The organism is Streptomyces sp. PsTaAH-137 (assembly GCF_003259365.1).
Lineage (GTDB): Bacteria > Actinomycetota > Actinomycetes > Streptomycetales > Streptomycetaceae > Streptomyces.
Window position 1 is genome coordinate 289,558 of the sequence record NZ_QLLY01000007.1, and the last position, 23,898, is coordinate 313,455.

The window sequence follows — 23,898 nt, forward strand, 5'->3', positions numbered from 1 at the left end:
GGTCAGTCCTCGCCGACGACCTTCCCCGGGTTGAACAGGTCCAGCGGGTCGAGGGTCTGCTTCACGGCACGCTGCAACGAGAGCACGGACGGACCGAGTTCGTCGCGCATCCCGGCGCGCTTGAGCAGCCCCACGCCGTGCTCTCCGGTAACGGTGCCGCCCGCGGCGATCGCGGCCTGGAGCAGTTCCTCGAAGGCGGCCTGCGCGGCGACGCGGGCCGCCTCGTCGCCGGGCTCGGTGATCAGCAGCGGATGGAGATTGCCGTCGCCCGCGTGCGCGATGGTGGCGATGCGCACGCCGTGCCGGTGGCCGATCTTCTCGATGGTGGCGAGCATCTCAGGCACGGCCGAGCGCGGCACGCACAGATCCTCGGTGAGGACCGGGCCGAGCCGCTCCAGCGCCGGATAGGCGAGACGGCGTACGTCGAACAGGGCCTCGGCCTCGACGGCGTCGGTGGACTGCTCGGCCCACAGCGCCCCGGCCTCCCGGAACGCGGCGGCCATGGCGTCCGCCTCGGCCGCGCCCGCGTCGCCGGGGGCGTCGATCCGGGCGAGCAGCATGGCCTCGGCGCCGGGCTCGATGCCGAGGTGCTTCCAGTCCTCGACCGCCTGCATACAGGCCCGGTCGAGGAGTTCGAAGGCGGCCGGGGCCAGGCCGCGGCTGGTGACCAGGGCGACGGCGGCGCCCGCGGCGACGAGGCTGTCGAAGGCGCCGACGACGGTACGGGGCTCCCCCACCGGGGCGGGCCGCAGCTTCAGCGTGATCTCGGTGACGACGCCGAAGGTGCCCTCGGAGCCGACGAACAGGCTGGTCAGGTCGTATCCGGCGACGCCCTTGGTGGTGCGCCGGCCGAGCCGGACGCGGGAACCGTACTCGCCCGCGGGGCCGCCCATGACGACCTCCATCCCGAGGACGTAGTCCCGGGTGACGCCGTACTTGAGACAGCAAAGCCCGCCCGCGTTCGTCGAGACGTTGCCGCCGATCGTGGACCAGGGGGCGCTGGCCGGGTCCGGCGGATACCACAGGCCCTGCTCGGCGACGGCGGCCTTGAGGTCGTTGTTGACGACGCCGGGCTGGACGACGGCGATCAGGTTCTCGGTGTCGATCTCCAGGATGCGGTTCATCCGCGACACGTCGAGGACCATGCAGCCGTCGACGGCGTTGGCGCCGCCCGACAGGCCGGTGCCCGCGCCCCGGGTGACGACAGGTATCCGCCGGGCCGCGCACTCCCTGACGACGGCCTGGACCTCGTCGGCGGACGTGGCGCGCACCGCCGCCAGGGGCCGGCCCGCGGGCGCCCACTCGGCGTCGTCGTGGCCGAGTGAGGCGAGCACGTCGGGGTCCGTGACCAGGGTGCTGCCGGGGAGCGCGGCGGCGAGTTCGCGCACCGCCCCTGCTGTGTCTGCCGTGTTGATGGCGTACCTCCTGAGCAAATGTGCATGACCGGCGAGTTCGCGGGTAACTGCCGAACACCATGATGGAACAGGGTGTTGCGCCGGCTCACGGCGCGGGAGGGACGGTGGATTCCACCATGAGCGGGACGGACGTCACGGCGCAGAGGACCCGGACCACGGACGGCGAGGCATCCGCGTACGAGATCTCCGACCCCGGCCGGGTGGCGCCACTGGACGCGCGGGAGCTGTCGCGCCAGTTCTTCCGGCGGCTCGCGGAGCTGGAGGAGGGCACCGCCGAGTACCAGTACACGCGCAACACGCTGATCGAGATGAACATGTCGCTGGTCCGCTTCGCGGCCGGTCGTTTCCGGCACCGGGGCGGTTCCACCGAGGACTTCGAGGACATCGTCCAGGTCGGCACGATCGGTCTGATCAAGGCGATCGACCGGTTCGAGATCTCGCGCGAGGTCGAGTTCACCTCCTTCGTGCTGCCGTACATCAGCGGCGAGATCAAGCGCTTCTTCCGGGACACGACCTGGGCCGTGCACGTGCCGCGCCGGCTGCAGGAGATGCGGCTGGAGCTGGCGAAGGCGCGCGACGAGCTGTGCAGCCGCCTGGACCGGGAGCCGACCACCTCCGAACTGGCCACCCTGATGGACCTCTCGGAGGGCCAGGTCGTGGAGGCCCAGCTCGCCTCGAACGGGTACACGTCGGCGTCCCTGGACGCGGCGCTGACCGGTGGTGACGCCGGGCAGGACGGCGAGTCGGTGCTCGCCGACTTCATCGGCGTCGAGGACGGGGCGATGGAGCTCGTCGAGGACTTCCAGTCGCTCGCCCCGCTCCTGGCCGGGCTCCGCGACCGGGACCGGCAACTGCTTCACCTGCGGTTCGTCGAGGAGCTGACCCAGGCGGAGATCGGTGAGCGGCTCGGGTACTCGCAGATGCACGTGTCCCGCCTCATCAAGCAGCTGATCTCCCGGTTGCGGTCCGGGATGCTCGCCGAGGCGGACACCGTCTGATCCGAGGCGAGCCTTCAGGAGGGCAGTGTCAGCACTGCCCTGACGCGTTTGCCGACGGGCACCCGCTCCACGGTGACCTCGGCGAGCGCGTCCACGATCTCCAGGCCGTGCCCCCCGATGCGCCCCGGGTCCTTGGGGTAGCGCAGGGGCACGGCCGCGCTGCTGTCGTAGACGGTGACGGCGATGTGCCGCGTCGTCCCCTCCAGCTCCAGGACGTAGGGGCCCGCGCTGTGCCGGTCCGCGTTGGTGACCAGTTCGCTCACGATGAGCATCACGTCACCGGTCACGTGGGCGTCGAGACCCACGCACCACTCCTGGCGGAGGCGGGTCAGGAAAGCGCCGGTGAAGGCGCGCGCGTCGGCTATGCAACCCGGTTCACCGGTGTAGTGCGTCACCTGCCGCAGCGGCTCGACCGACGCCTCGAAGCCCGATCGGATCACTTGTCCGCCCATGCACTCGGTGTACTCGCTCATCCATGTCTCTCTCGCCGGCCGGCCCGTGTGGCGAGGCCCCCGCAGCCATGCTGATACCCCGACTCGGGCTTCGCAGTCCTGATCGGTCGGCCGAGTGACCGCATCGGGTTCCGGTCGTTTGACGGTCGTCGACACGTCTCGTGGTCCGACGTGTCGTTCGGTCCGTCCTCCGATCCGAAAGGCCCGATCATGTCCGTTCTTCGAACCGGCCGTCCGGTCAAGCGCACCAGGATAGCCAAGGACCGCGCCGAGGCTGCACTCGTGGCGCAGTACACGGCGCTGGTACGGCTCGCGTACCTCACTCTTCCCGCCGCCCTCTCCCGCCATCGCAGGGTGCTGCTGGCCCACGGAGCCGCGCAACGGGCGCTGCCCGGGGCGCGCGGCACGCTCGTGCCCCGCCCGCGCGGTCCGCAGGACGGCGACGCCGTCACCGGTGACGCCCTGCGGGTACGGGTCCTGCGCGCGGCCCTGTCCGCCGCCCACCGCCCCGCCGGCTGGCCCGGCGCCCTGCCACCGCCCCGGACCCTGGTGCCGAGGCTGCCCGTGGTGTGGGGGCTGCGGCTGTTCCCGCACGCGGGCGGCGCGGAGGAGATCGCACTGGGGCAGGCGCTCGCCGACGCGCCTGCCCCGACGCGTGCCGCGTTCGTGCTGCGCCGCGTCGACGGTCTGCCGGACCGACGGACCGCGGCGCTCCTCGAGGCGGCCGGGGTGCCCGACGCCGCGACGAGCGTCCGGGCGGCCAAGGCCCTGGACAAGGCCGCGGGGGCCGCCGCGGAAGCCCTGCTGTGCTCCCAGGAGTTCGACGCCTGTTCGGTCCAGAGCCGGCCCACCGACCTGGTGCGTCGGGGCCGGCGCAAGCGGGCCGCGTGGCTCGCGGGCGCGACCGCCGTCGTCGCGCTGGCCGCGGTGATCGTCCCGCAGGCCACGGACGGCTCCGGGCGGCCGACCACGTCGGCCCGCGCGGCCATGCCGCCGTACCTCTCGGCCGACCGCCTGGTGCGGACCGCCCCGGACCAGTGGGCGGACACCTCCCGCGTCGACTTCACGGCGTGGCCGGCCCGCGGCGACCGCACGGACGACAAGGACCTGCTGTCCCGTGCGCTCGCCACCTGGGCGGAGCCCACCACCGACGTGCGGGTGACGTCGACGCCCGGCACGCCGGTCGACGCGCCGCCGCGCAGTCCGCAGCTGCTGTACGCGGGCGACCTCGGCGGGCGGGGCGTGGTCCTGTTCAGCGACGGCGACCGGCTGGCCCGGTACACCGACGCCGACGGCGACAAGCCCGCCGCGCTCGACCTCGCCCGGGCGGACGACGCGGACGTCACCACGGCCGCCGTCGTCGTCCTGACCAGGTCCAAGGGCTCGGCCCGCTATCTGACCGCCCCGTGGGTCGCCGAGTCGACGACCCGCGATCTGCTGCGGCCCGACAGCCCGGCCGAGCCGCTGCACGTGTCGGGCGACGGAGTGACCGACGCGGTCCCGGTGGTCGCGGCCGGGAACTGCTCGAAGCGTCCGGTGCTGCAACTGCGCTCCTCGTCGCGGATCGTGGAGCACCACGCGTTCGTGGTCGCGGATCTCGGCGGGCTCTCGCCCGTGCACCTCACGTACACGCCGCTGCCGGGGCACGGCACTCCCCCGGCGCGGCAGCCCCGTGAGGCGACGAGCAGTCAGGCGCTGCTCGCGTGGGCGCGCGGCGCGTGCCGGCTCGGGTCGTGGGAGGGCGGCGCCGTGAGCGCCGTCAACGCCTGGGACTTCGCCGAGCAGGAACTGCCCGAGGGCGGCGGCCACGCGGTGTGGATGTGTGCCCGCGCCTCGACGTGGCGGGGTCCCGGCGACGTGGCCCTGCTGCTGCGGACGCCCGCTTCGTCGCTGACCGCGCCCGCCGAGCTGGTGGGGCAGGCGCGGAACACGGCGGCGTGCAGCCGGTTCGGGCAGCACGTGGTGGCGTCGACGCGGTGGAAGTCGCCGAAGGAGCACTGGTACCTGGTGGCCGCGGGCAGCCGTGCGGTCGTCGGGATCTCGGCGAGCGGTGCGGTCGACACCACCCGTCCCGGTCGCACGATGGCGGTGCGGGCCCCCGAGGACGGCACGGTCCGGGTCACCGCGCGTCTCTCCGCCGAGGCCGGTGGGGAGCGGCTCTCGGAGGTGGGCGCCGAACAGCGCTGAAAGCCCCCGGCCACGGGGCCGGGGGCTCGGTACAGGGTGGAGCGGCCCGCGCGTGCGCGGGCCGCTCCCCTGTTCAGCCGGAGTGCTCCGCGTCCCCGGACACCACCAGGAACGCGTCCGTCTTCAGGTCCATCACCACACGCGCGGAGCGGCCCTGGGCGCGCAGTCGCGCCGCGTACTCCTCGGCCGGCCAGGACCCTCGCGGGCCTCCCGCGGAAAACCGTCGCAACACCTCTGCACGCATCTCTCCGGCACCTCCACCCGTCGCACTCTGACGGTTCGCCCTCGCCCTGTGGCGTCCCGTCGTCCCTGTTCTCCGCCTTCCCGCTCATGTCGCGTACATGCACGGCCCTTCCCCACTTGCGTGGCGACCCGTTCGGCCCAGCGCTGCATCCGGCGCCGGGCCCGCCGGGGAAGGGCTCACGAAGGCGTCTGTCCACCGTTCCCCCGGGAGTCGTTCGTGCGTGTCCGTGTCGTCCTGTTCACCTCCGACCTGCGGGTGCACGACCATCCGCCGCTGCGGGCCGCCCTCGACGCATCCGACGCGGTGGTGCCGCTGTTCGTCCGGGACAGCGGGATCGACGCGGCGGCGTTCACCGTGCCGAACCGGGAGGCGTTCCTCGCGGACTGTCTGCGGGATCTGGACGCGGGGCTGCGCGAGCGCGGCGGACGGCTGATCCTGCGGGACGGCGAGGTGACGGACGAGGTCGCCAAGGTGGTGTCGGAAACCGACGCGTGCGCGGTGCATCTCGCGGGCGGTGTGAGCCGCTACGCGCGGCGGCGCGAGGACGCGCTGCGCGACGCGCTGCGTGGTCTGGGCTGCGAGGTGGTCGTCCATGACGCGGTGGTGACCTGTGTGCCGCCCGGGGAGGTGGCGCCCGCGGGCAAGGACCACTTCGCCGTGTTCACCCCCTACCACCGGCACTGGGACCAGCAGCCCGTCCGCTCCGTGGTGCGCGCGCCGCGCGCGATCACGGTGCCCGAGGGGGTCGGCTCGGCGCCGCTGCCGAAGCGGAGCGAGGTGCCGGGGGTGTCGCCGGGGCTCGCGGAGGGCGGTGAGGAGGCGGGCCGCAAGCGCCTCACGGCGTGGCTGCGGTCGGGGATCTCCGCGTACGAGGACCGCCACGACGACATGGCCGGTGACGCCACCTCGAAGCTCTCCCCGCATCTGCACTTCGGCACGATCGGTCCGGTGGAGGCGGCGACGCGTGCGCGGGCCGCGGGCGGCCCGGGCGCGGAGGCGTTCGTACGGCAGCTCGCCTGGCGGGACTTCCACCACCAGGTCCTCGCCGCGCGCCCGGCGGCGGCGCACGCCGACTACCGCAGCCAGGGCGACCGCTGGCGCACCGCGCGCTCAGCGCGCGAGGACATCGAGGCGTGGCAGGAGGGCCGCACCGGCTATCCGGTGGTGGACGCGGCGATGCGGCAGCTTCGGCACGAGGGCTGGATGCACAACCGGGGCCGGCTGATCGCGTCGTGCTTCCTCGTGAAGACGCTGTACGTGGACTGGCGGGTCGGCGCCCGGCACTTCCTGGACCTGCTGGTGGACGGCGACGTGGCGAACAACCAGCTGAACTGGCAGTGGATGGCGGGCACCGGAACGGACAGCCGGCCGAACCGGGTGCTCAATCCGCTGGCACAGGCCGAGCGGTACGACCCGGACGGCGCCTATGTGCGGCAATGGGTGCCGGAACTGGCCGAGGTGGAGGGCGGCGCGGTGCACCGCCCGTGGAAGCTGAAGGGCCTGGAGCGGGCCGCGCTCGACTATCCCGACCCGATCGTCGAGTTGTCGGACGGCCTCGCGCGGTTCAAGCGGGCGCGGGGTCTCGACTGATCTCCGGGTACAGCCGCCCGATCTGGAGCAGCGCCTCCGGCAGGGTCGACGGCCGCAGCGCGCCCCGCACGCTGCGGCCCGCCCAGCCGGGGCCGCACAGCATCACGGCGGGTTTGCCGCGGGCCCCGCGCACGCCCCAGTGGGTCTCGGCGAGGTGGCGGGCCAGCGGCAGGCTGGCCGTGGAGCGGGCCTGCGCCCACAGCACGACGACGCGCGGCCCGGTCCTGCGCACGGCGGCGGAGACCGCCTCGACGGGCACGGCGGCGCCGAACATCCTTTGCGGTATGCCGAGTTCGGCGAGCGCGGCGCTCAGCGCCTCCAGCGGCAGCACGTGCTGTTCGGCGGGTACGCAGGCGAGGACGAGCGGCGGCAGCGTGGACACCGGGGCGACGGGGACGGCCTGGTGCAGGGTGCGGGAGACGTGCCAGGACAGCAGGTGCTCGACCTCCACGTACCGGTCGCCCGCCTCTTCCCACTTGCGGCCCACCGCGTGCAGCACCGGCACCATCACGTCCTGCCAGGTGTGCACCAGGCCGTAGGTGCGCACGGCGTCGGTGAACAGGCCGTGCACGGTGGGTGAGTCGAGCCGGGTCGCGGCGCGGGAGATGCCCCGGGTCAGCCGCTCCAGCGCGGCGGGGGTGGGGGCTCCGGCGGCGACCCGGCCCTGCCGCGGCAGCGAAGCGGGCCCCGTCACCAGTCGCTTGCGGGCCAGCCGTGCGGCCTCGGCGGGCGGCAGGCCCGTCGTGGTGAGCCGGCACATCTCCTCGACGACCGCGATGTCCTCGTCCGTCCACCGGCGGTGCCGGCCCCTGGAGCGCTGGACGGGACCGAGGCCGTAGCGCCGGTCCCAACTGCGCAGAGTCGTCGGCGACACGCCGAGCCGGCGTGCGAGGGCTCCCGTGGTGACACCGGGGCCTTCCTGCGGCGGTAACGCCTGCCGTGCCTCTCGCCCCTCGTCCATCGCCTCACGATACGACGCACAACCGATGCGGGTTGCCGGGATGGCGAAGCCGTTTCCAGGATGACCGGGCCACGGCCGGATGTGGCGCCCGTCCGCCCGGTCATGGCCGCCACGAGGTGAGTTCACGACCGTTTCCAGGAGTTGACGAGACATCGATGAGCACAGCGGTGCGACGGCGCTCACCCGATCTGCGCACGGCCTCGGAGGCCGTCCTGGCGGACGGGATCGCCGCCGGTGACCCGGCGTGTCTCGCCGAGGTGTACCGGCGGTGGGCGCCGCTGGTGCACCGGCTCGCCGGGCGGGCGCTCGGCGACGCCTGCGACGCCGAGGACGTGGTGCAGCAGGTCTTTCTCGCGGCGTGGCGCGGCCGTTCCGGTTACCGGCCCGAACTCGGCTCGGCGGCGGCCTGGCTGACAGGCATCACCCGGCGCCGGATCGCGGACGCGCTCGCGGCCCGCGCCCGCCGTGCGACCCTCGTCGACCTGGCGGCCTCCCGGCACACGGCGGAGACGGCCTCCGTGGACTCGGTGCTCGACCGGATCGTGGTGACCCAGGAGCTGGCGAGGCTGCCGGTGCAGCAGCGCACCGTGCTGTGTCTGGCGTTCTACGAGGATCTGACCCAGCCGCAGATCGCCGAGCGCACCGGCTGGCCGCTGGGCACGGTCAAGAGCCATGCGCGGCGCGGCATGCAGCGGCTCAGCGTGCGTCTCGGACTCGTCCGGGGTCACGGCTGAGAAAAATCGGCTGCGGTGTGCATCCGTAGCGCACGGAACCCGGGAAGAAGGGGTGCGCCTCGGAGGACTCCGCTGCCGCGCGGCCGAGGGTGGCCCGGACCCCGCCACCCGGACGGTCGCAGCGAAGCGGACACCGCCGAGGCCGCTCGCGTGGGCGAAGGCTCACGACTAGGCTGGATGATCATGAATGCGCCTTCCGTCCAGTTCCGTGACGTTCCCGAGTCGGAGATCCCCCGCGCCCTGGCTCTCGCCTACCTCGTCTTCCACGAGACACCGGAGAGCGACCAGCGGCGCCGGCACGAGAAGATGCTCGCCACCTGCCTGCGGATCGGCGCGTACGAGGGTGACGAGCTGGTGGGTTTCGCGGCCGCGCACCCCTTCGAGCTCTCCGTGCCCGGGGGCGGCGCGCTGTCCTGTCCTGGGCTGACGTTCGTCTCCGTGGCACCGACGCACCGCAGGCGGGGTGTGCTGTCGGGGATGATCGGCGAACTCTTCGCGCGCTGCGTGGCCCAGGGGGCGCCGCTGGTCGCCCTGTGGGCCTCGGAGGCGTCGATCTACGGGCGTTTCGGCTTCGGCCCGGGTACGTACGGCACGACGGTGGAGATCGACACGCGCCGTCCGCTGGCCCTGCGCATCGCGCCGGATCCCCGCCCCCTGCGTCTGGTCGACGCCGAGGCGGCGCCCGATGTGCTCGGTCCGTACTTCGAGGGCACCAGGTCCCGTCGGGCGGGGCGGCTCGCGCGCACGCGCGACTGGTGGCGCGAGGAGTGGCTCGCCGAGAAGGACGAGGAGGACGAGGAGTTCTCGCCGGCCCGGGTGGTGGCGCTCGGCGAGCCGCTCGCCGGGTACGCGATCTACCGCACGAAGCAGGGCGACGCGGCGTCGCAGGCGAAGGGCCTGGTGCGTCTGGACGAGCTGGAGGCGGACTCACCGCAGGTCGCGGCGGCGCTGTGGAGCTATCTGGCCGGGATCGATCTGACGGACCGGGTACGGGCCTGGGGGCGGCCGGTCGACGATCCGCTGACGTTGTTCGCGGGCGATCCGGACCAGGTGCGGGTCACGGAGGAGTTCCCGGCGCTGTGGGTGCGGCTCGTCGACGTCCGCGCGGCGCTGGCGGCCCGTTCCTGGAGCGCGCCGGTGAACGTGGTGCTCGACGTCCGCGATCCGCGACTGCCCGCCAACGAGGGCACGTTCCGGCTGATCGCGTCCCCCGACGGCTTCTCGTACGCCCCGACCGGCGATGCCGCCGACCTGTCCCTGGAGGTGCGCGATCTGGCCTGCGCCTTCATGGGCTCGGTGACGGTCCGCGCGCTGGTGACGGCCGGCCTGGTCACCGAGCACACGCCGGGCGCGGCGCCGATGCTCGACGCCGCGCTCTCCGCCGGGTTGCTGCCGCACACGGCGGACGCGTTCTGAACTCCTGCCGCCGGGACGGGAGTTCGGGTTCAGTGCGGTGTCAGCACTCCATCTTCCAGGTGTGCGAGTCGCCGCTGTCGTTGCCCCAGCCGTCGTGGGGGATCTCCTGGCCGGGTGCCAGACAGACCGTGCCGAGGCCGATCAGTCCGGGGTTCTCGTAGACCTGGACGTGGTCCTTGATGCCGGGTCCTGAGATGCCGTGGTTGGCCCAGGAGGAGTCCTCGTCCTGGATGCCGGGCTCCCAGTCCCGGTCGTCGCCGGACCAGTTCCAGCGCATTCCGGTGTAGTCGGCGTCGGTCCAGGCGCAGAATTCGCCGCTGGGGCACTGGGCGGCGTACGCGGTGGTGGTGACGGCGGCGCCGCCGAGGGCGAGAGCGGCGGCGGCGAGCAGGGCGAGCGGATGCTTCACGGGGTTCCTCCGGTGGTGTCGGGCGTGGTGCGCAGAATCCGTGCGGAGACGTCGAGCGCATGGGATCGCAGGTGCTGCCACGCGGTCAGGTCGGCCCGGTGCCGCTCGCGCACGGCGGTGAGCGACCTGTGCCGGTAGGCGGCTTCGGGCTTGAGGTTGTTGACGACGGTCGACACCCGGAACCAGCGCTTCTGGTCGCCGTAGAGCGTGCGCTGGGCCGCGGCGAGGCAGCCGTCGGTGTGGGCGCGGACGGGGATGCCGTTCGCCAGGGTCAGGGACAGTTCGGCGGGCGGCCTGCCGAACAGGGCGTCGGCGACGCGCTCTTCGTCGGCCGCGCTCCTCGCGCGCTGTCCGGGCCGGGGCGGGGTGAGACCCCGATCGGTCAGACAGCGGTCGGTGAGCACCTGTTGGGCGGCTCTGATGGTGTCGTCCGGCGAGCGGGCGGGGCCTGTCGGACGGCTCGCGCAGCCGGCGAGCAGCAGGGCGCCCGTGACGAACGCGAGCGCCCGGACGCGGGGGCGATGGATCATGGCCGGTTCAGCCCCGCTCGCATCCCATGGTGTTGTCGCTCACGCCGTCGAATTTGTCGGCCCACTCCCAGTTCTCGGAGTAGTCGTCGCGACGGATCTCCCGGTAGAGGCAGTGGGAAACGGTGTAGCTGATCGCGTAGACGCTCTGGCCGACGCGCGATTCGAAGGAGGCGGCACGGCGCTGCGTGCCGTTCTCGGCCTCCGCGTATCCGGGTGGCGCATAGCACCATGCCTGGCCGTGCTGGCCGGATTCGGTCCAGAAACAGACCTGTCCCGGGCCTTTCGCGGCCTGAGCGCCGGACGCGGCCGGGACGAGTGCGGCGGCGACGAGCAGTGCGACGGCGCATGCGGATCTGTGTTTCATGTGGGCGGCCCCGAGGTGGTGGTTCTCACTGTGCGTGACCACACTCCCCGTGCCCACCCGCCGTCACGCGCGCATTCACCCGCGACGGCGATTAGTCAGGTCATACCGACGCCCACACGGGCGCCTCGGCGCGGGGCACGGTGCGGGCCATGCGCAGGGCGTCCACGGACTCGGCGAGCAGTTCGTACTCGGTGGTGTCGTCGCGGGTGGCGACCCGGACGAGGCGGCCGCCCGCGAGCTCCTCGGCGACGCGCTCCTGGTGCTCGGTGTCCGCGCACCAGGCCCGCAGCAGGGAGGGCACGTCGGGGGCGTCGGCGGCGACCGGCATCAGGGCGCCCTCGGGCACGTGCGGCAGCTCGGGCCGGGGGTCGAGACGTTCGGCGATCCACGTGGCGCGGTCGCGCAGCCACCACAGGGCGAGGGGGAGGGTCGGGGCACGGTAGGTGCCGAGCGGGACACCCACGCGCTGCCCGCCGCATATTCCGTATGCGGTGACGTGGCACAGGAATTCGTCGTGCACGATCTCCCCCATTGCCTGGCGCCTATGATCACTTTCGCGGTGGCGAGTGATCAGTAATCGACCCGTACGGCGGGAGCAGCCGTTCCATGGGTCTGCCGACTACCGCGGCCCGCCGATTCCGAACAATGTTCAACCGTCCCACTTGTCGAGTATCGGCACTCGCCGCTCCCTGTCACCACGCTTTTCACGCCAGTCTTCCGGCATATTCGCGGCCTCCGTTGGCCGAAATGCGCCGCGTCGACGACACTGCACACCATGCACTCACATGACGTACTCATTGAGGGTTACAACCGCATTAAGGAAGAGGTGCACGCGGTCGTCGAGGGGCTTTCTCCGGAGCAGTTGCAGGCGCGTCCCGGTGACGGCGCGAATTCCATCACCTGGCTGATCTGGCATCTCACGCGGGTGCAGGACGACCATGTCGCCGACGCGGCCGGGACCGACCAGGTGTGGCTCGCCGACGGGTGGGCCGAGCGCTTCGATCTGCCGCTCTCGAAGACGGACACCGGGTACGGGCACACGGCGAAGGAGGTCGGCCAGGTGCGTGTCGCCTCCGGTGACCTGCTGCTCGACTACTACGACGCCGTGCACGAGAAGACCCTGAGCCACCTCTCCGGGCTCACACCCGCCGATCTGGACCGGATCGTCGACGAGCGCTGGGATCCGCCGGTGACGCTGGGGGTGCGCCTGGTGAGCGTTCTCTCGGACGATCTGCAGCACGTGGGGCAGGCGGCGTACGCGCGGGGACTGCTCTGACGAACCCTCGCCGGCGGGCCGCGGGGCCCCTTTCGGAGCGGCGCCGGACCTCGGGTCCGGCGCCGCTCTCGCACGTTCCGAACTCCTTGTCGCTCCAGAGGTCTTGACAACGCGAATGGTCTGGACCAACTTGGGCGCACGACAGCGGTGGCCACCGTCGTTCACATCCGCCCTTCTCCTCTCCCCCGGAGGCATTCTGTGGACCGTGCACGTCATGGCAGACCCGGCGCACCCCGGCGCCTTGCCGCAGCGCTCGCCGTCACCTCGGCGGCCGCGCTCGGTGTGACCGCGCTCGCCGCCCCCGCCCAGGCCGCCGACGTCAACGTCGCCAAGAACGCGGGCTTCGAGTCGGACCTGAGCAACTGGACCTGTACCGCGGGCAGCGGCGCCACGGTCTCCTCCCCCGTGCACGGCGGCGCCAAGGCGCTCAAGGCCACACCGGCGGGCCAGGACACCGCCCAGTGCAGCCAGACCGTCGCGGTGAAGGCCAACTCGACGTATACCCTGAGCAGTTGGGTGCAGGGCAGCTATGTGTACCTCGGGGCGAGCGGCACCGGGACCACCGACGTGTCGACGTGGACGCCCGGCGCCTCGTCGTGGCAGCAGCTGACCACCAGCTTCAAGACCGGCGCGAACACGACGTCCGTCACGATCTACACGCACGGCTGGTACGGGCAGGGCGCGTACTACGTCGACGACGTGAACGTCTTCGGCCCCGACGGGGGCGGCGGCACAGACCCGGTGCAGATCCCGGGCACGCCGTCCGGGCTCGCCGCGGGCGCGACCACGTCCTCCACGGTGGACCTGTCCTGGTCGCCCGTCTCCGGCGCGACCGGCTACAACGTGTACCGGGGCGGCACGAAGGTCGCCTCGACCACGGGCGCGTCCGCCACGGTGACCGGACTGAGCGCCGACACCTCGTACAGCTTCCAGGTCAGTGCCACCAACGCGGCCGGTGAGTCCGCCAAGTCGACCGCGGTGAGCGCGCGGACGGCGGCCACCGGGGGCGGGAACCCCGGCGGCGGCACCGTGCCCAAGCACGCGCTGACCGGCTACTGGCAGAACTTCAACAACGGCGCCACCGTGCAGAAGCTCCGTGACGTCTCCTCGCAGTACGACATCATCGCGGTGTCGTTCGCCGACGCGACGACCACGCCCGGCCAGATCACCTTCAACCTCGACCCGGCCGTCGGCTACGCCTCCGCCGCCGACTTCAAGGCGGACATCGCGGCGAAGCACACGGCGGGCAAGTCGGTGATCCTGTCGGTCGGCGGCGAGAAGGGCAGCATCTCGGTCAACAGCGACGCCTCCGCGACCGCGTTCGCCAACAGCGCGTACGCGCTCATGCAGGAGTACGGCTTCGACGGTGTCGACATCGACCTGGAGAACGGCCTCAACTCCACCTACATGACGAAGGCGCTGCGGGCGCTCGCGGCGAAGGCGGGCTCCAAGTTCGTCCTGACCATGGCGCCGCAGACCATCGACATGCAGTCGACGTCCGGCGAGTACTTCAAGACGGCGCTGAACGTGAAGGACATCCTCACGGTCGTCAACATGCAGTACTACAACAGCGGTTCGATGCTCGGCTGCGACGGCAAGGTCTACAGCCAGGGTTCGGTGGACTTCCTCACCGCGCTCGCCTGCATCCAGCTGGAGGGCGGCCTCGACCCGTCGCAGGTCGGGCTCGGCGTGCCGGCCTCCACGCGCGGCGCGGGCAGCGGTTACGTGGACCCGTCCGTGGTCAACAACGCGCTCGACTGCCTTGCGCGGGGCACGGGCTGCGGCTCGTTCAAGCCCGGGAAGACCTACCCGGGGCTGCGCGGCGCGATGACCTGGTCCACGAACTGGGACGCCACGGCGGGCAGCGCGTGGTCCAACTCCGTGGGGCCGAAGGTGCACAGCCTGCCGTAGCCACGGCGACCGTGCCGTTCGGATGAACGGCACGAGATTCTCGGATCGGCCCCAACAGGCTCGCTGTACCGGCCTGTTGGGGCCTCGCCATGTCCGCCCCCGGTCAGCCGCCCATGAACAGCATCGTGCCGTCGGGCCCGAACGCTTCGAGGCGTGCCCCGTGCTCGACGGTGCGGCTGACCGTGCAGTGCTTCTCGTGGGTCAGCCGGATACCGCGCTCCAGGGCCTCGGCCGCGGCGGTGTCGCCCTCCGGCAGCGTGATCTCGTAGGAGACCTTGAAGGTGCCGACGCGGCCGTCGTCCTCGGGGCGGGAGACGGACTCCACGGTGATGCGCAGATCGTCGTGGGGCACGGTGCGGGCGGTACGGTCCACGACGAGTCCCCCGCAGCCGCCGAGCGCCGCGAGAAGCAGCTCGACGGGGGTGAAGGAGGGCTGGGAGCCGGGGACGTCCGCGGGCGCCATGCGGACCTCGGCTCCCCGGTCGTTGCGGGCGGTCCAGTCGCGTTCGCCATTGCGTACGGTTTCGATGCGGTAGTCGGCCATGACGGAACCGTAACCAGGCTCAGGGCGTCTGCACGTCGCCACGCGTGATGGAGGCGACCGTGTCGCGGTGGGCGAAGTCGCCGGGCGGGATGCCCGGGTGGTGTCCGGGCAGCGGGGCGACGGGCGCCGCGACGGGCCCGAGCGTGAGCCGGGAGACGATCCGGTAGCGGTCGCCCCGGTAGAGCGAATGGACGTACTCGACGGGCCGGCCCTCGGTGTCCGAGGTGAGGCGCTCGACGAGCAGCGCCGGGGACAGCTCGGGCACCTCCAGCAGATCGGCCTCGGCGCGGGTGACGACCGTGGGCTCGATGGCCTGCACCGCTTCCTGGACGTGCACGTCGTGGTGGGTCCGCAGATGCTCGTACAGGTCACCGTCCTCCAGTTCCCGAGCGCTGAGGCCCGGGACGAGGTCGGCGCGGATGTGCAGGTGCTCGATGGCCATCGGCGCCCCGTCGACGAGGCGGAGGCGGGCCACGTACACGATCTGCGCGGCGGGTGAGAGCCGCAGCTTGCGGCCGACGCGGGCGCCCGCCGGGATCGTGGTGAACTCCAGGAGCCGGCTCGACCAGGCACCGGACGCCTGCGGGAGCGTCAGCCCCGTTTCCTGCGGGACGAGTTCCTGGGTGATCTTCTCGGGGGCGACGAACATCCCGCGGCCGTGTTCGCGAACGAGAAGTCCGGCGGCGACGAGTTCATCGACGGCAGCGCGCAGCGTGGGCCGGGAGACGCCGAGACTCGCGCACAACGCCCGTTCGGACGGGATGGCGTCGCCGGGGCGGTGGGACTCGATCAGTTCGAGGATGTGGTCGCGCACCCGCTCCCGCTTGAGCACCGCACCCTGCGCATCCCCCTGCGCGTCCTTCACGTCCGCCTCCCTTACGTACGTACAACCAGTTGCCTTACCAGTTGACCACGCAGCCGTGGTGATCGCCAAGCGCTTGCCTAACTACCCATGTTTTACCAGGGGGTTGACGGGGCCAATGGTCTATGCCAGCTTTCTGCCTCATCAGAGGTCACCTGACCAGTTGCCAACTGGTCAGGTCCGTCCCCCAGAGGTGAACCGTGAAGCTCCGCTTCCTCGCCGGCCTGTCCGCGTTCGTCGCGGTCGCCGGGCTCAGTGCCTGCAGCAGCTCGTCCGGCTCCGACGGAGACTCGGCCGGCGGGCGCACCAGGATCGACGTGTGGCTGATGCGCGACAGCGTGTCGGCCGCCTTCCAGAAGGACTTCGTGAAGGGCTTCGAGGCCGCGCACCCCGACATCGACGTGCGGGTGCAGATCCAGGAGTGGGACGGCATCGGCGGGAAGGTCACCGCGGCCCTCGCCAGCAACGACGCACCCGACGTGATCGAGAGCGGCAACACGCAGGTCGCGCAGTTCGCCCAGAGCGGCGGGCTGACCGACCTGAGCGGCAAGGTCGACGATCTCGGCGGCAAGGACTGGCTGAAGGGGCTCGCCGAGCCGGGCGCGTACGAGGGCAAGCAGTACGGCATCCCGTACTACGCCGCGAACCGGGTGGTCGTCTACCGCAAGGACCTGTTCGAGAAGGCCGGTGTCGACGCGTCCACGATCAAGACGCGGGACCAGTGGGTCGCGGCCACCCGCAAGCTGAACAAGGGCAAGCAGCAGGGCATCTACCTGCCGGGGCAGAACTGGTACACGTACGCGGGCTTCGTCTGGGACGAGGGCGGTGACCTGGCCGAGGAGTCCGGCGGCAAGTGGAAGGGATCCCTGGACTCGCCCGAGGCCGGGCGGGCGATGGCCTTCTACAAGAAGCTCCAGGCGCTCGGCAAGGGCCCCAAGGACTCCGACGAGGCACAGCCGCCGCAGGCCGAGGTGATGGCGAAGGGCGAGGTCGCCCAGGTGATCTCCACGCCGGGCGGGGCGAACGTCGTCGCCCAGAACAACCCGGAGCTCAAGGGCAAGCTGGGCTTCTTCCCGATCCCCGGCAAGACGGCCGGGACTCCGGGAGCGGTGTTCACGGGCGGCTCGGACCTGGTGATCCCGGCCGTGGCCAAGCACCAGGAGGAGGCGTACGCCTTCGTCAAGGCGCTGACGGGCGACGCCTGGCAGAAGAAGCTGGCGGTCGCCATGAGCTACGTGCCGAACAGGACGACGCTCGCGAGCGCGGTCTCCGCCGATCCGGGAGCGTCCGCGATGGCGGTGGGCGCGGCCGTCGGGCACGCGACGCCGAACACGCCGGGCTGGGCGGCCGTCGAGGCGAAGAACCCGATCAAGGACTATCTGACGGCGGTGCTGACCGGTGGCGACCCGGCCGGTGAGGCGAAGAAGGCGTCCGAGGCGATCACGTCGGCGATGAACGCCGGTTCCTGACGCCCACGCCCTGTCCCCGGCTCCCTCGGGCCCGGCGTCCTCGCCGGGCCTCGCCTCCCCGAAAGGAGTGTGCGCCGTGTCGGTCGTCCGCGAGCGGACCGCGCCCCGCCGCCCTCTGTCCCGGCCGGCCCGGCGCCCACCGCGCCCGCCCCGCCGCCCCACCATGTCCGGCGTCTGGCCCTACCTGCTGATCGCCCCCGCCGTGCTCGGCATGCTGTATCTGCTGGTGTACCCGCTGGCCCGGACGGTCCTGATCTCCTTCCAGGACTTCGGACTGCGCCAGCTCATCCTGGGTGACGCGCCCTTCGTCGGGTTCGACAACTACACGACCCTGCTCACCGATCCGCGCTTCTGGACGGTGGTGCGCCGCACGTTCCTGTTCATGGCCCTCAGTGTCGCGCTCATCATGGTGCTCTCGACGCTGGTGGCGCTCATGATCGAGCGTCTCGGCCGGTTCGGGCGCACGGCGGTGCTCAGTGCGCTGGTGCTCACGTGGGCGATGCCGGTGGTGGCGGCGACGACCGTCTTCCAGTGGCTGTTCCACTCGGAGTTCGGCATCGTCAACCACGCCCTGACCGGGCTCGGGTTCACGTCCTTCGAGGGCTATCCGTGGCTGGCGCACGGCTCGGCGGCGTTCGCGATCCTGGTGACGCTGGTGGTGTGGCAGTCGGTGCCGTTCGCGGCGATCACCCTGTACTCGGCGCTGACCACCGTGCCGGCCGAGCTGTACGAGGCGGCCCGGATCGACGGCGCGTCGGGGCCGCGGATCTTCCGGTCCATCACGCTGCCGATCGTGCGGCCGATCTTCATGCTGGTGCTCTCGCTCGAAGTGATCTGGACCTTCAAGGCGTTCGTGCAGATCTGGGTGATGACGCGGGGCGGTCCGGGCGACGCGACGACGATCCTGCCCGTGTACGCGGTGCAGACCGCGCTCGCCCAGCAGCGCTACGACCTGGGCTCCGCGGCGTCCATGATCACCGTATTGCTGATGTCCGGGGTGCTCGTCGCCTACTTCCGGCAGATGTTCCGACAGGAGACCGAGCTGTGAGCACGCCGCGCGCACTGCGCCGCCTCCCGCTGAACATCGCCGCGACCGTCACGGTCGTCGTGTGCCTGTTCCCCGTGTACTGGATGGTCACCACGGCCTTCAAGCCGTCCCGGGACATCCAGTCGGACAACCCTCAACTGCTGCCGCAGAGCTGGACCTTCGACCACTTCCGACGGGCGGTCGACGCCGACGGGTTCGGGCTTTTCTGGCGCAACAGCGTGCTGGTCACCCTCGCCGCGGTGGCACTGGCGCTGCTCGTGGCGCTCGGCGCGTCGTTCGCCGTGGCCCGGATGCGCTGGCGCGGCCGGCGGCACTTCATGCTGATGGTGTTCGTCGCGCAGATGGCACCGTGGGAGTCGCTGATCATCCCCGTGTACATCATCTCGCGGGACACCGGGATGCTGGACCGGCTGCCCACCCTGACGCTCGTCTACTTCATGATGACGCTGCCGTTCACGATCGTGGTGCTGCGCGGCTTCATCGCGACGATTCCCCAGGAGCTGGAGGAGTCGGCGCAGGTCGACGGCTGTACGCGGGTCGGCGCGTTCCGGCACATCGCGTTTCCGCTGCTCGCGCCCGGCCTGATGGCGACCTCGCTGTTCGGCTACATCACGGCGTGGAACGAGTTCGCGTACGCCAACTTCCTCATCATCAAGGAGCAGGACCACCGGACGCTGCCGGTGTGGCTGTCCTCCTTCCAGAACACGTTCGGCACCGACTGGGGCGCCACGATGGCCGCCTCCACCCTGTTCGCGCTGCCCGCCCTGGCGATCTTCCTGCTGCTCCAGCGGCATGTGACGTCGGGTTTCGCGGCCGGCGCCGTCAAGGGCTGACGCCCTCGCCTCGGAGGTTCTCCGTGCCCGCACCCCTGCCCGCACTCGTCCCTCTCCCCACTCAACTCACCCATCGGCCCGGTCATTTCACTCTGTCCGGAACGACGTCGGTCCGGGTCTCCCCCGGCGCCGGAGCCGCCGCCGATCTGCTCCGCACCCTCCTCGCCCCCGCCACCGGGCTGCCGCTGCCCGTCTCCCCCGACGGCGCGTTCGTGCTCGCGCTCGATCCGGACCTCGGCGGCCTGGGCGCCGAAGGCTACGGCCTGACGGTCGCCCCGGACGCCGTCCTCCTGCGCGCCGCACACCTCACGGGGCTGCTGCGCGGAATCCAGACGGTGCGTCAGCTGCTGCCGGTCGAGGCCCTCTCCGGGGCGCCTCGGCCAGGCGTCGCGTGGCGGCTGCCCTGCGTCGAGATCACGGACGTGCCCCGGCACTCCTGGCGCGGCTTCCTGCTCGACGTGGCCCGGCACTTCCAGCCGGTGTCCGTGCTGCGCCGCACCGTCGATCTGCTCGCTCTGCACAAGCTCAACGTGCTGCACCTGCATCTCACCGACGACCAGGGCTGGCGGATGCCGGTCGCCGCGTACCCGCTGCTGACCGAGGTCGGCGGACGGCGCGCCGGCCCCGTTCCGCACGAAGGGGCCTATACGCGCCGGGAGTTGCTGGACCTTGTCGCGTACGCCGCCGCCCGCGGTGTCACCGTCGTCCCGGAGATCGAGATGCCGGGCCATGCGCGGGCCGCGCTCGCCGCGTACCCGGAGCTGGGCAACGTTCCCGGGCGGCGGCTGGACGTGTGGCCCCTCTGGGGCGTGTGCGACACGGTGTTCGGTGTCCACGAGCCGGTCCTCGACTTCTGCCGCGCCGTTCTCGACGAGGTCGTCGACGTCTTCCCGTCCCGGCACATCCACATCGGCGGCGACGAGTGCCCCACCACCGAGTGGGCGGCGAGCCCGGTGGCGCGGGCCCGGGCCGCCGCCGAGGGGCTGGCGCACACGGACGCGCTGCGGGACTGGTTCCTGGGCCGGATCGGCGCCCATCTCCTCCAGCGCGGACGGACCCCCGTGGTGTGGGCCGAGACCGGGGAGGGGCTGCCCACGGAGTTCGCGGTGATGTCCTGGCGCGATCCCGAGCACACCCGGATCGCGCTCAAGCGCGGCCACCCCGTGATCAGCAGCCAGCACCGCGCCTCGTACCTGGACTACGCGCAGACCGACTCCCCCGACGAGCCGCACGCGGAGCCGGGCCTGGTGCTCGGGCTGCGCACGGTCCACGAGCACGAACCACCGACCGACCCGGACGTCTCGGGTCGTCTGCTCGGTGTGCAGGCCCAGTTGTGGACCGAGTACGCCCCCACGGTCGGCCACATCGACCGCAGGGTCTTCCCCCGTCTGTCCGCGCTCGCCGACCGCGCCTGGCACGGCTCCCCGTCGTGGGAGGACTTCCGTGTCCGTCTCGGCGTGCACGGCGCCCGGCTCGCCGCGCTCGGCGTGCGGCACGGGCCGCTCGACCCGTACGTCCCCGACCCCCACCGTTCCGGAAGGGAACAGTCATGAGAAGGACCCCCAGAGCGACCAGGACGACCGCGTCTCCCCGGACGCGCACGGCGCTCGCCTGCGCCGTCGCCGCCGCGCTCGGCTGCGCGAGCCTGCTCGCGCTCCCGCAGGGCGCCGCGGCCGCCGACAGCGGGCTGAGCGTGCAGTACCACACGGGCAGCACCGGCAGCGATCAGGCGGAGCCCTGGCTGAAGGTGCGCAACACCGGCTCCTCGGCCGTCGCCCTGAGCGATGTCAAGATCCGCTACTACTTCAAGTCCGACTCGGCGAGCGCGAGTTACCGCTTCGCCTGCTCGTGGGCGGTCAAGGGCTGTGCCCGCATCACCGGCACCTTCGGCACGCTCGCCCATCCGACCGCGACGGCCGACCGGTATCTGGAGATCGGGTTCACGTCCGACGCGGGGACGCTCGCGGCCGGCGCCGACACGGGCGACATGCAGCTGCGCTTCTACCGCGCCGACTGGCAGCCGCTCAACCAGGCCGACGACTACTCGTTCGGCGCCACGCAAGCCGCGTACGGGAACTGGTCGAAGGTGACGGCACAGCTCAAGGGCGCCACCGTGTGGGGCACGGCGCCGGAGGGCAACGACCCGACGGATCCGACCGATCCCACGGACCCGACCGACCCCACCGACCCGCCCGGGAGCGGCGCGACCCTCTTCGACGACTTCTCCTACACGGCGTACAACGACCCGCGGATCGCGGCCAACGGCTGGAGCGTGCGCTCCAACTCGGGCGGGCCCGGGGTGCCGGGGGCGACCTGGGCGCCGGAGAAGGTGACCTTCCCGGTCGTGTCGGGGAACTCCGTGATGAACCTGGAGACGTCGACCTCGGGCACGGGCGAGAGCACGAAGCAGACCGAAGTGCTCACCAAGGCGACCAAGTTCAAGAACGGCACCTACGCGGCGCGGGTGAAGTTCGCGGACGCGCCGAAGAGCGGGCCCGACGGGGACCACCTCGTCCAGACGTTCTTCACCATCAACGACCTGAAGGCGCCGATGGCAGACGACTACGCCGAGTACGACTTCGAGTACCTGCCCAACGGCGGCTGGGGCGAGCCGTCGAACATCCTCTACACGACGTCCTGGGAGACGTACAACCCGGATCCGTGGCAGGCGGTGAACCAGCACACAGAGGGCCGCCAGAGCTACGCCGGCTGGCACGACCTGGTGCTCACCATCGACAACAGCTCCATCCACTACTACGTCGACGGTCAGCTGTTCGGCACGCACGACGCCGCGTACCTGCCCGAGCGGCCGATGTCGATCAACTTCAACCAGTGGCTGATCGACCTGGCCGGGAACACGAGCACCAGTGCGCGCGCCTACGACCAGCAGGTCGACTACGTGCTGCACGTCAAGGACCAGGTCCTCACTCCGGCCCAGGTGGCGGCGAAGGTGGCCGCCTACCGCTCGGCGGGCACGGCGTTCGAGGACACGGTGCCGTCGTCCTGAGGTGATCCGCCCGGGGGCGGGGAGTCCGCGCGCCCCACACGCCCGGACTCCCCGGTGGTGCTCCCCCACCTCTGACGGCCGGCCCGGGAGTCGGCAGCGGCCGCCGCGGGCCAGAGTCTGCCGCGCGGCGGCCGGGATCTCATCCCGCACCCCCGGCTTTAGGTAACCTTGTGTGTTGAATCAGTGGCGAGAAGTGACGGAGGCGGGGCGTCAAGACCCTTGCGGCGCCAAGGAGTTGCTGTCGCGAAGAGGCCCGTCTGGCGTGAACGCCCCGCTTCAAGCAAGGCCTGAAGTCCGCCCCTGGTCCTGTCCGGGCAAGCGCTTGCCGCACCAGGCGCAGTATCCCGCGGCCGCGTCGTCGGTGACCCGGCCGCACTCCGCGCAGACACGCGGCAGCAGACAGGGTGCCTCGCCGCCCTCCGCGGTGACCGGTGCGACGGCCCGGCCGATGGTCATGCCGGGGCGCCTGCGGTGCGCGGTGAGGTAGACGAGCCCGTCGTCGCCCGCGCTGACGGCGCGCTCCTCGCCGCGCGGCACGAACAGCAGGGTGCCCGGCGCCAGTTCCTCCTCCGCGCCCGCCCGCCACAGGGTGCCGCCGCCCTCGGCGATGAAGAGCAGCACGTCGAGGTCGGGCTCGACGTGCGGCGTGCCGCGGGTGCCCGGCCGGAGCCGGATGACGTTGGCGTCCAGTTGCCGGGCCGCGCCGTCCAGGCGCCACAGCGCTCCGGTGGCGCCGGTGTCCGCGGCGGTAAGGACGTCGGCGAGGGTGACGTGAGCGGCGGGCATGATGTCGTACTCCTCCGTGATGTTCGGGCCATCGGCAGCCTACGGAGTCCGCCGTCGGGCGGCATCCGGTGCCCTCAGGAGCCTTCGAGGAACGTGGTCACCAGGGGTGTGGCCGTGTCGGCGAACTCCTCGAAGTAGGCGTGGCGGCCGCCGGGGATCAGGCTCAGCCGGGCGCCGGGGATGCGTTCGGCCAGCAGCGGCGCGTTGGCCGCCGGGTTGAAGTCGTCGTCGGTGCCGTGCACCACGAGGGTGGGCGCGGCGATCCGCGGCAGCGCGTCCCAGGCGTCGTGCCGGGCGCTGGCGCGCAGATGGCGGCGGCGGGCGTGCGGGGGCATCGCCGGGTCGCCGAGGGTGTGGAACGGGCCGGGACGCGTGGCGGTGTACGCGGGGGTGTACATCAAGTCGAGAAGAGCCGCGCGGGCCAGGTCCGGGTCGGGATCGGCGAGGGCCTTGCGGACGGCGGGGCCGCGCTCGACGCCGTGCGGCGCGCCCGGTGACGTACAGCCGAGGACGAGGCGGTCGACGCGGCCGGGGTGGTCGGCGGCCAGCCACTGGGCGACGCGGCCGCCCATCGACGTCCCGTACACATGGGCGCGCTCGACACCGGCGGCATCGAGGACCGCGACGGCGTCCCGGGCGAAATTCCGGGTGCTGTACGTGTCGGTGTCCGGGGCGTCACTTTCGCCGGTGCCGCGCCAGTCCATGACGACGGTGGTGAAGCGCGCGGCGAACCGGTCGCGCACCGAATCCCACCAGCGGTGATGGTTCGACTGGCCGGCCAGCAGCAGCAACGGGGCGCCGCTGCCCAGGACGTCGTAGAAGAGGGCGGATCCGTCGGACGCCTGTGCGTGGGGCATGGTCC

The 23,898-nt window shown here is 72.0% G+C and carries 24 protein-coding genes; 12 read left to right on the forward strand and 12 right to left on the reverse strand.

What is annotated here, in order from left to right; genetic code table 11:
* Positions 1–2: 2 nt before the first annotated feature.
* Positions 3–1,388, reverse strand: coding sequence for an FAD-binding oxidoreductase (locus tag K377_RS18320; RefSeq protein ID WP_111664458.1), 1,386 nt, complete (start codon positions 1,386–1,388; stop codon positions 3–5).
* A gap of 143 nt (positions 1,389–1,531) precedes the next feature.
* On the opposite strand from K377_RS18320, the gene K377_RS18325 reads away from it, so the two are divergent.
* The gene (locus K377_RS18325) at positions 1,532–2,413 is read left to right on the forward strand and encodes a SigB/SigF/SigG family RNA polymerase sigma factor (protein WP_202455569.1); all 882 of its coding nucleotides are present in this window, start codon (positions 1,532–1,534) and stop codon (positions 2,411–2,413) included.
* Between the two features lie 14 nt (positions 2,414–2,427).
* Here K377_RS18325 and K377_RS18330 read toward each other — a convergent pair whose 3' ends face one another.
* On the reverse strand, positions 2,428–2,886 hold the full coding sequence (locus K377_RS18330) for an ATP-binding protein (protein ID WP_111664460.1): 459 nt from the start codon (positions 2,884–2,886) through the stop codon (positions 2,428–2,430).
* A 189-nt stretch (positions 2,887–3,075) separates the two neighbouring features.
* Between K377_RS18330 and K377_RS18335 the strand changes: the two genes are divergently transcribed.
* Entirely contained in the window at positions 3,076–5,052 is a 1,977-nt protein-coding gene (locus tag K377_RS18335; RefSeq protein WP_111664580.1) for a hypothetical protein, read from the forward strand.
* 73 nt (positions 5,053–5,125) lie between these two features.
* Here the strand turns inward: K377_RS18335 and K377_RS41695 are convergent, their stop codons facing one another.
* Positions 5,126–5,296 (reverse strand): hypothetical protein, encoded by a 171-nt coding sequence (locus K377_RS41695; protein WP_181512601.1) that lies wholly within the window; start codon positions 5,294–5,296, stop codon positions 5,126–5,128.
* A 216-nt stretch (positions 5,297–5,512) separates the two neighbouring features.
* On the opposite strand from K377_RS41695, the gene K377_RS18340 reads away from it, so the two are divergent.
* Positions 5,513–6,886 carry a deoxyribodipyrimidine photo-lyase gene (locus K377_RS18340; RefSeq protein WP_111664461.1) on the forward strand — a complete coding sequence of 458 codons (1,374 nt, stop codon included), beginning with the start codon at positions 5,513–5,515 and terminating at the stop codon, positions 6,884–6,886.
* Here the strand turns inward: K377_RS18340 and K377_RS18345 are convergent.
* Positions 6,861–7,847, reverse strand: a complete 987-nt coding sequence (locus K377_RS18345) for a MerR family transcriptional regulator (protein WP_111664462.1) — start codon at positions 7,845–7,847, stop codon at positions 6,861–6,863. The two genes, K377_RS18340 and K377_RS18345, sit on opposite strands and share 26 nt — an antisense overlap.
* 155 nt (positions 7,848–8,002) lie before the next feature.
* Here K377_RS18345 and K377_RS18350 point away from each other — a divergent pair, with 155 nt between their 5' ends.
* Positions 8,003–8,581 (forward strand): RNA polymerase sigma factor, encoded by a 579-nt coding sequence (locus K377_RS18350; protein WP_111664463.1) that lies wholly within the window; start codon positions 8,003–8,005, stop codon positions 8,579–8,581.
* A 183-nt stretch (positions 8,582–8,764) separates the two neighbouring features.
* Entirely contained in the window at positions 8,765–9,997 is a 1,233-nt protein-coding gene (locus K377_RS18355; RefSeq protein WP_111664581.1) for a GNAT family N-acetyltransferase, read from the forward strand.
* Between the two features lie 40 nt (positions 9,998–10,037).
* Here K377_RS18355 and K377_RS18360 read toward each other — a convergent pair whose 3' ends face one another.
* The 4 genes from K377_RS18360 to K377_RS18375 all read right to left on the reverse strand — a co-directional run bounded on the left by K377_RS18360 (position 10,038) and on the right by K377_RS18375 (position 11,820).
* Positions 10,038–10,406, reverse strand: a complete 369-nt coding sequence (locus tag K377_RS18360) for a peptidase inhibitor family I36 protein (RefSeq protein ID WP_111664464.1) — start codon at positions 10,404–10,406, stop codon at positions 10,038–10,040.
* Complete coding sequence (locus K377_RS18365; RefSeq protein ID WP_111664465.1) at positions 10,403–10,936, reverse strand: hypothetical protein; 534 nt, start codon at positions 10,934–10,936, stop codon at positions 10,403–10,405. The genes K377_RS18360 and K377_RS18365 overlap by 4 nt, the downstream gene beginning before the upstream one ends.
* A gap of 7 nt (positions 10,937–10,943) precedes the next feature.
* The gene (locus K377_RS18370; protein ID WP_111664582.1) at positions 10,944–11,300 is read right to left on the reverse strand and encodes a hypothetical protein; all 357 of its coding nucleotides are present in this window, start codon (positions 11,298–11,300) and stop codon (positions 10,944–10,946) included.
* A 100-nt stretch (positions 11,301–11,400) separates the two neighbouring features.
* Positions 11,401–11,820: a hypothetical protein gene (locus K377_RS18375; RefSeq protein WP_111664583.1), complete on the reverse strand. Its 420-nt coding sequence runs from the start codon at positions 11,818–11,820 to the stop codon at positions 11,401–11,403.
* 255 nt (positions 11,821–12,075) lie between these two features.
* Here K377_RS18375 and K377_RS18380 point away from each other — a divergent pair, with 255 nt between their 5' ends.
* Together K377_RS18380 and K377_RS18385 are read left to right on the forward strand one after the other, a co-directional pair.
* Positions 12,076–12,576, forward strand: coding sequence for a DinB family protein (locus K377_RS18380; protein ID WP_111664466.1), 501 nt, complete (start codon positions 12,076–12,078; stop codon positions 12,574–12,576).
* A 198-nt stretch (positions 12,577–12,774) separates the two neighbouring features.
* Positions 12,775–14,487: a chitinase gene (locus tag K377_RS18385; protein WP_111664467.1), complete on the forward strand. Its 1,713-nt coding sequence runs from the start codon at positions 12,775–12,777 to the stop codon at positions 14,485–14,487.
* Positions 14,488–14,590: 103 nt separating this feature from the next.
* Here K377_RS18385 and K377_RS18390 read toward each other — a convergent pair whose 3' ends face one another.
* Both K377_RS18390 and K377_RS18395 read right to left on the reverse strand, forming a co-directional pair.
* Entirely contained in the window at positions 14,591–15,031 is a 441-nt protein-coding gene (locus K377_RS18390; RefSeq protein ID WP_111664468.1) for an OsmC family protein, read from the reverse strand.
* A 19-nt stretch (positions 15,032–15,050) separates the two neighbouring features.
* Positions 15,051–15,896, reverse strand: coding sequence for a GntR family transcriptional regulator (locus tag K377_RS18395; RefSeq protein ID WP_111664469.1), 846 nt, complete (start codon positions 15,894–15,896; stop codon positions 15,051–15,053).
* Positions 15,897–16,093: 197 nt separating this feature from the next.
* Here K377_RS18395 and K377_RS18400 point away from each other — a divergent pair, with 197 nt between their 5' ends.
* The 5 genes from K377_RS18400 (at position 16,094) to K377_RS18420 (ending at position 22,250) form a co-directional block, all read left to right on the forward strand.
* Positions 16,094–17,362 (forward strand): extracellular solute-binding protein, encoded by a 1,269-nt coding sequence (locus K377_RS18400; RefSeq protein WP_111664470.1) that lies wholly within the window; start codon positions 16,094–16,096, stop codon positions 17,360–17,362.
* Between the two features lie 76 nt (positions 17,363–17,438).
* Positions 17,439–18,410 (forward strand): carbohydrate ABC transporter permease, encoded by a 972-nt coding sequence (locus tag K377_RS18405; protein ID WP_111664471.1) that lies wholly within the window; start codon positions 17,439–17,441, stop codon positions 18,408–18,410.
* Positions 18,407–19,243: a carbohydrate ABC transporter permease gene (locus K377_RS18410; RefSeq protein WP_111664472.1), complete on the forward strand. Its 837-nt coding sequence runs from the start codon at positions 18,407–18,409 to the stop codon at positions 19,241–19,243. The genes K377_RS18405 and K377_RS18410 overlap by 4 nt, the downstream gene beginning before the upstream one ends.
* A 23-nt stretch (positions 19,244–19,266) precedes the next feature.
* Positions 19,267–20,796 carry a beta-N-acetylhexosaminidase gene (locus K377_RS18415; RefSeq protein ID WP_111664473.1) on the forward strand — a complete coding sequence of 510 codons (1,530 nt, stop codon included), beginning with the start codon at positions 19,267–19,269 and terminating at the stop codon, positions 20,794–20,796.
* Complete coding sequence (locus K377_RS18420) at positions 20,793–22,250, forward strand: cellulose binding domain-containing protein (protein ID WP_111664474.1); 1,458 nt, start codon at positions 20,793–20,795, stop codon at positions 22,248–22,250. The genes K377_RS18415 and K377_RS18420 overlap by 4 nt, the downstream gene beginning before the upstream one ends.
* Before the next feature lie 276 nt (positions 22,251–22,526).
* On the opposite strand, the gene K377_RS18425 is transcribed toward K377_RS18420, so the two are convergent.
* Together K377_RS18425 and K377_RS18430 are read right to left on the reverse strand one after the other, a co-directional pair.
* Positions 22,527–23,036, reverse strand: a complete 510-nt coding sequence (locus K377_RS18425; RefSeq protein ID WP_111664475.1) for a cupin domain-containing protein — start codon at positions 23,034–23,036, stop codon at positions 22,527–22,529.
* Between the two features lie 74 nt (positions 23,037–23,110).
* Positions 23,111–23,893, reverse strand: coding sequence for an alpha/beta fold hydrolase (locus K377_RS18430; RefSeq protein WP_111664476.1), 783 nt, complete (start codon positions 23,891–23,893; stop codon positions 23,111–23,113).
* Between the last annotated feature and the right edge of the window lie 5 nt (positions 23,894–23,898).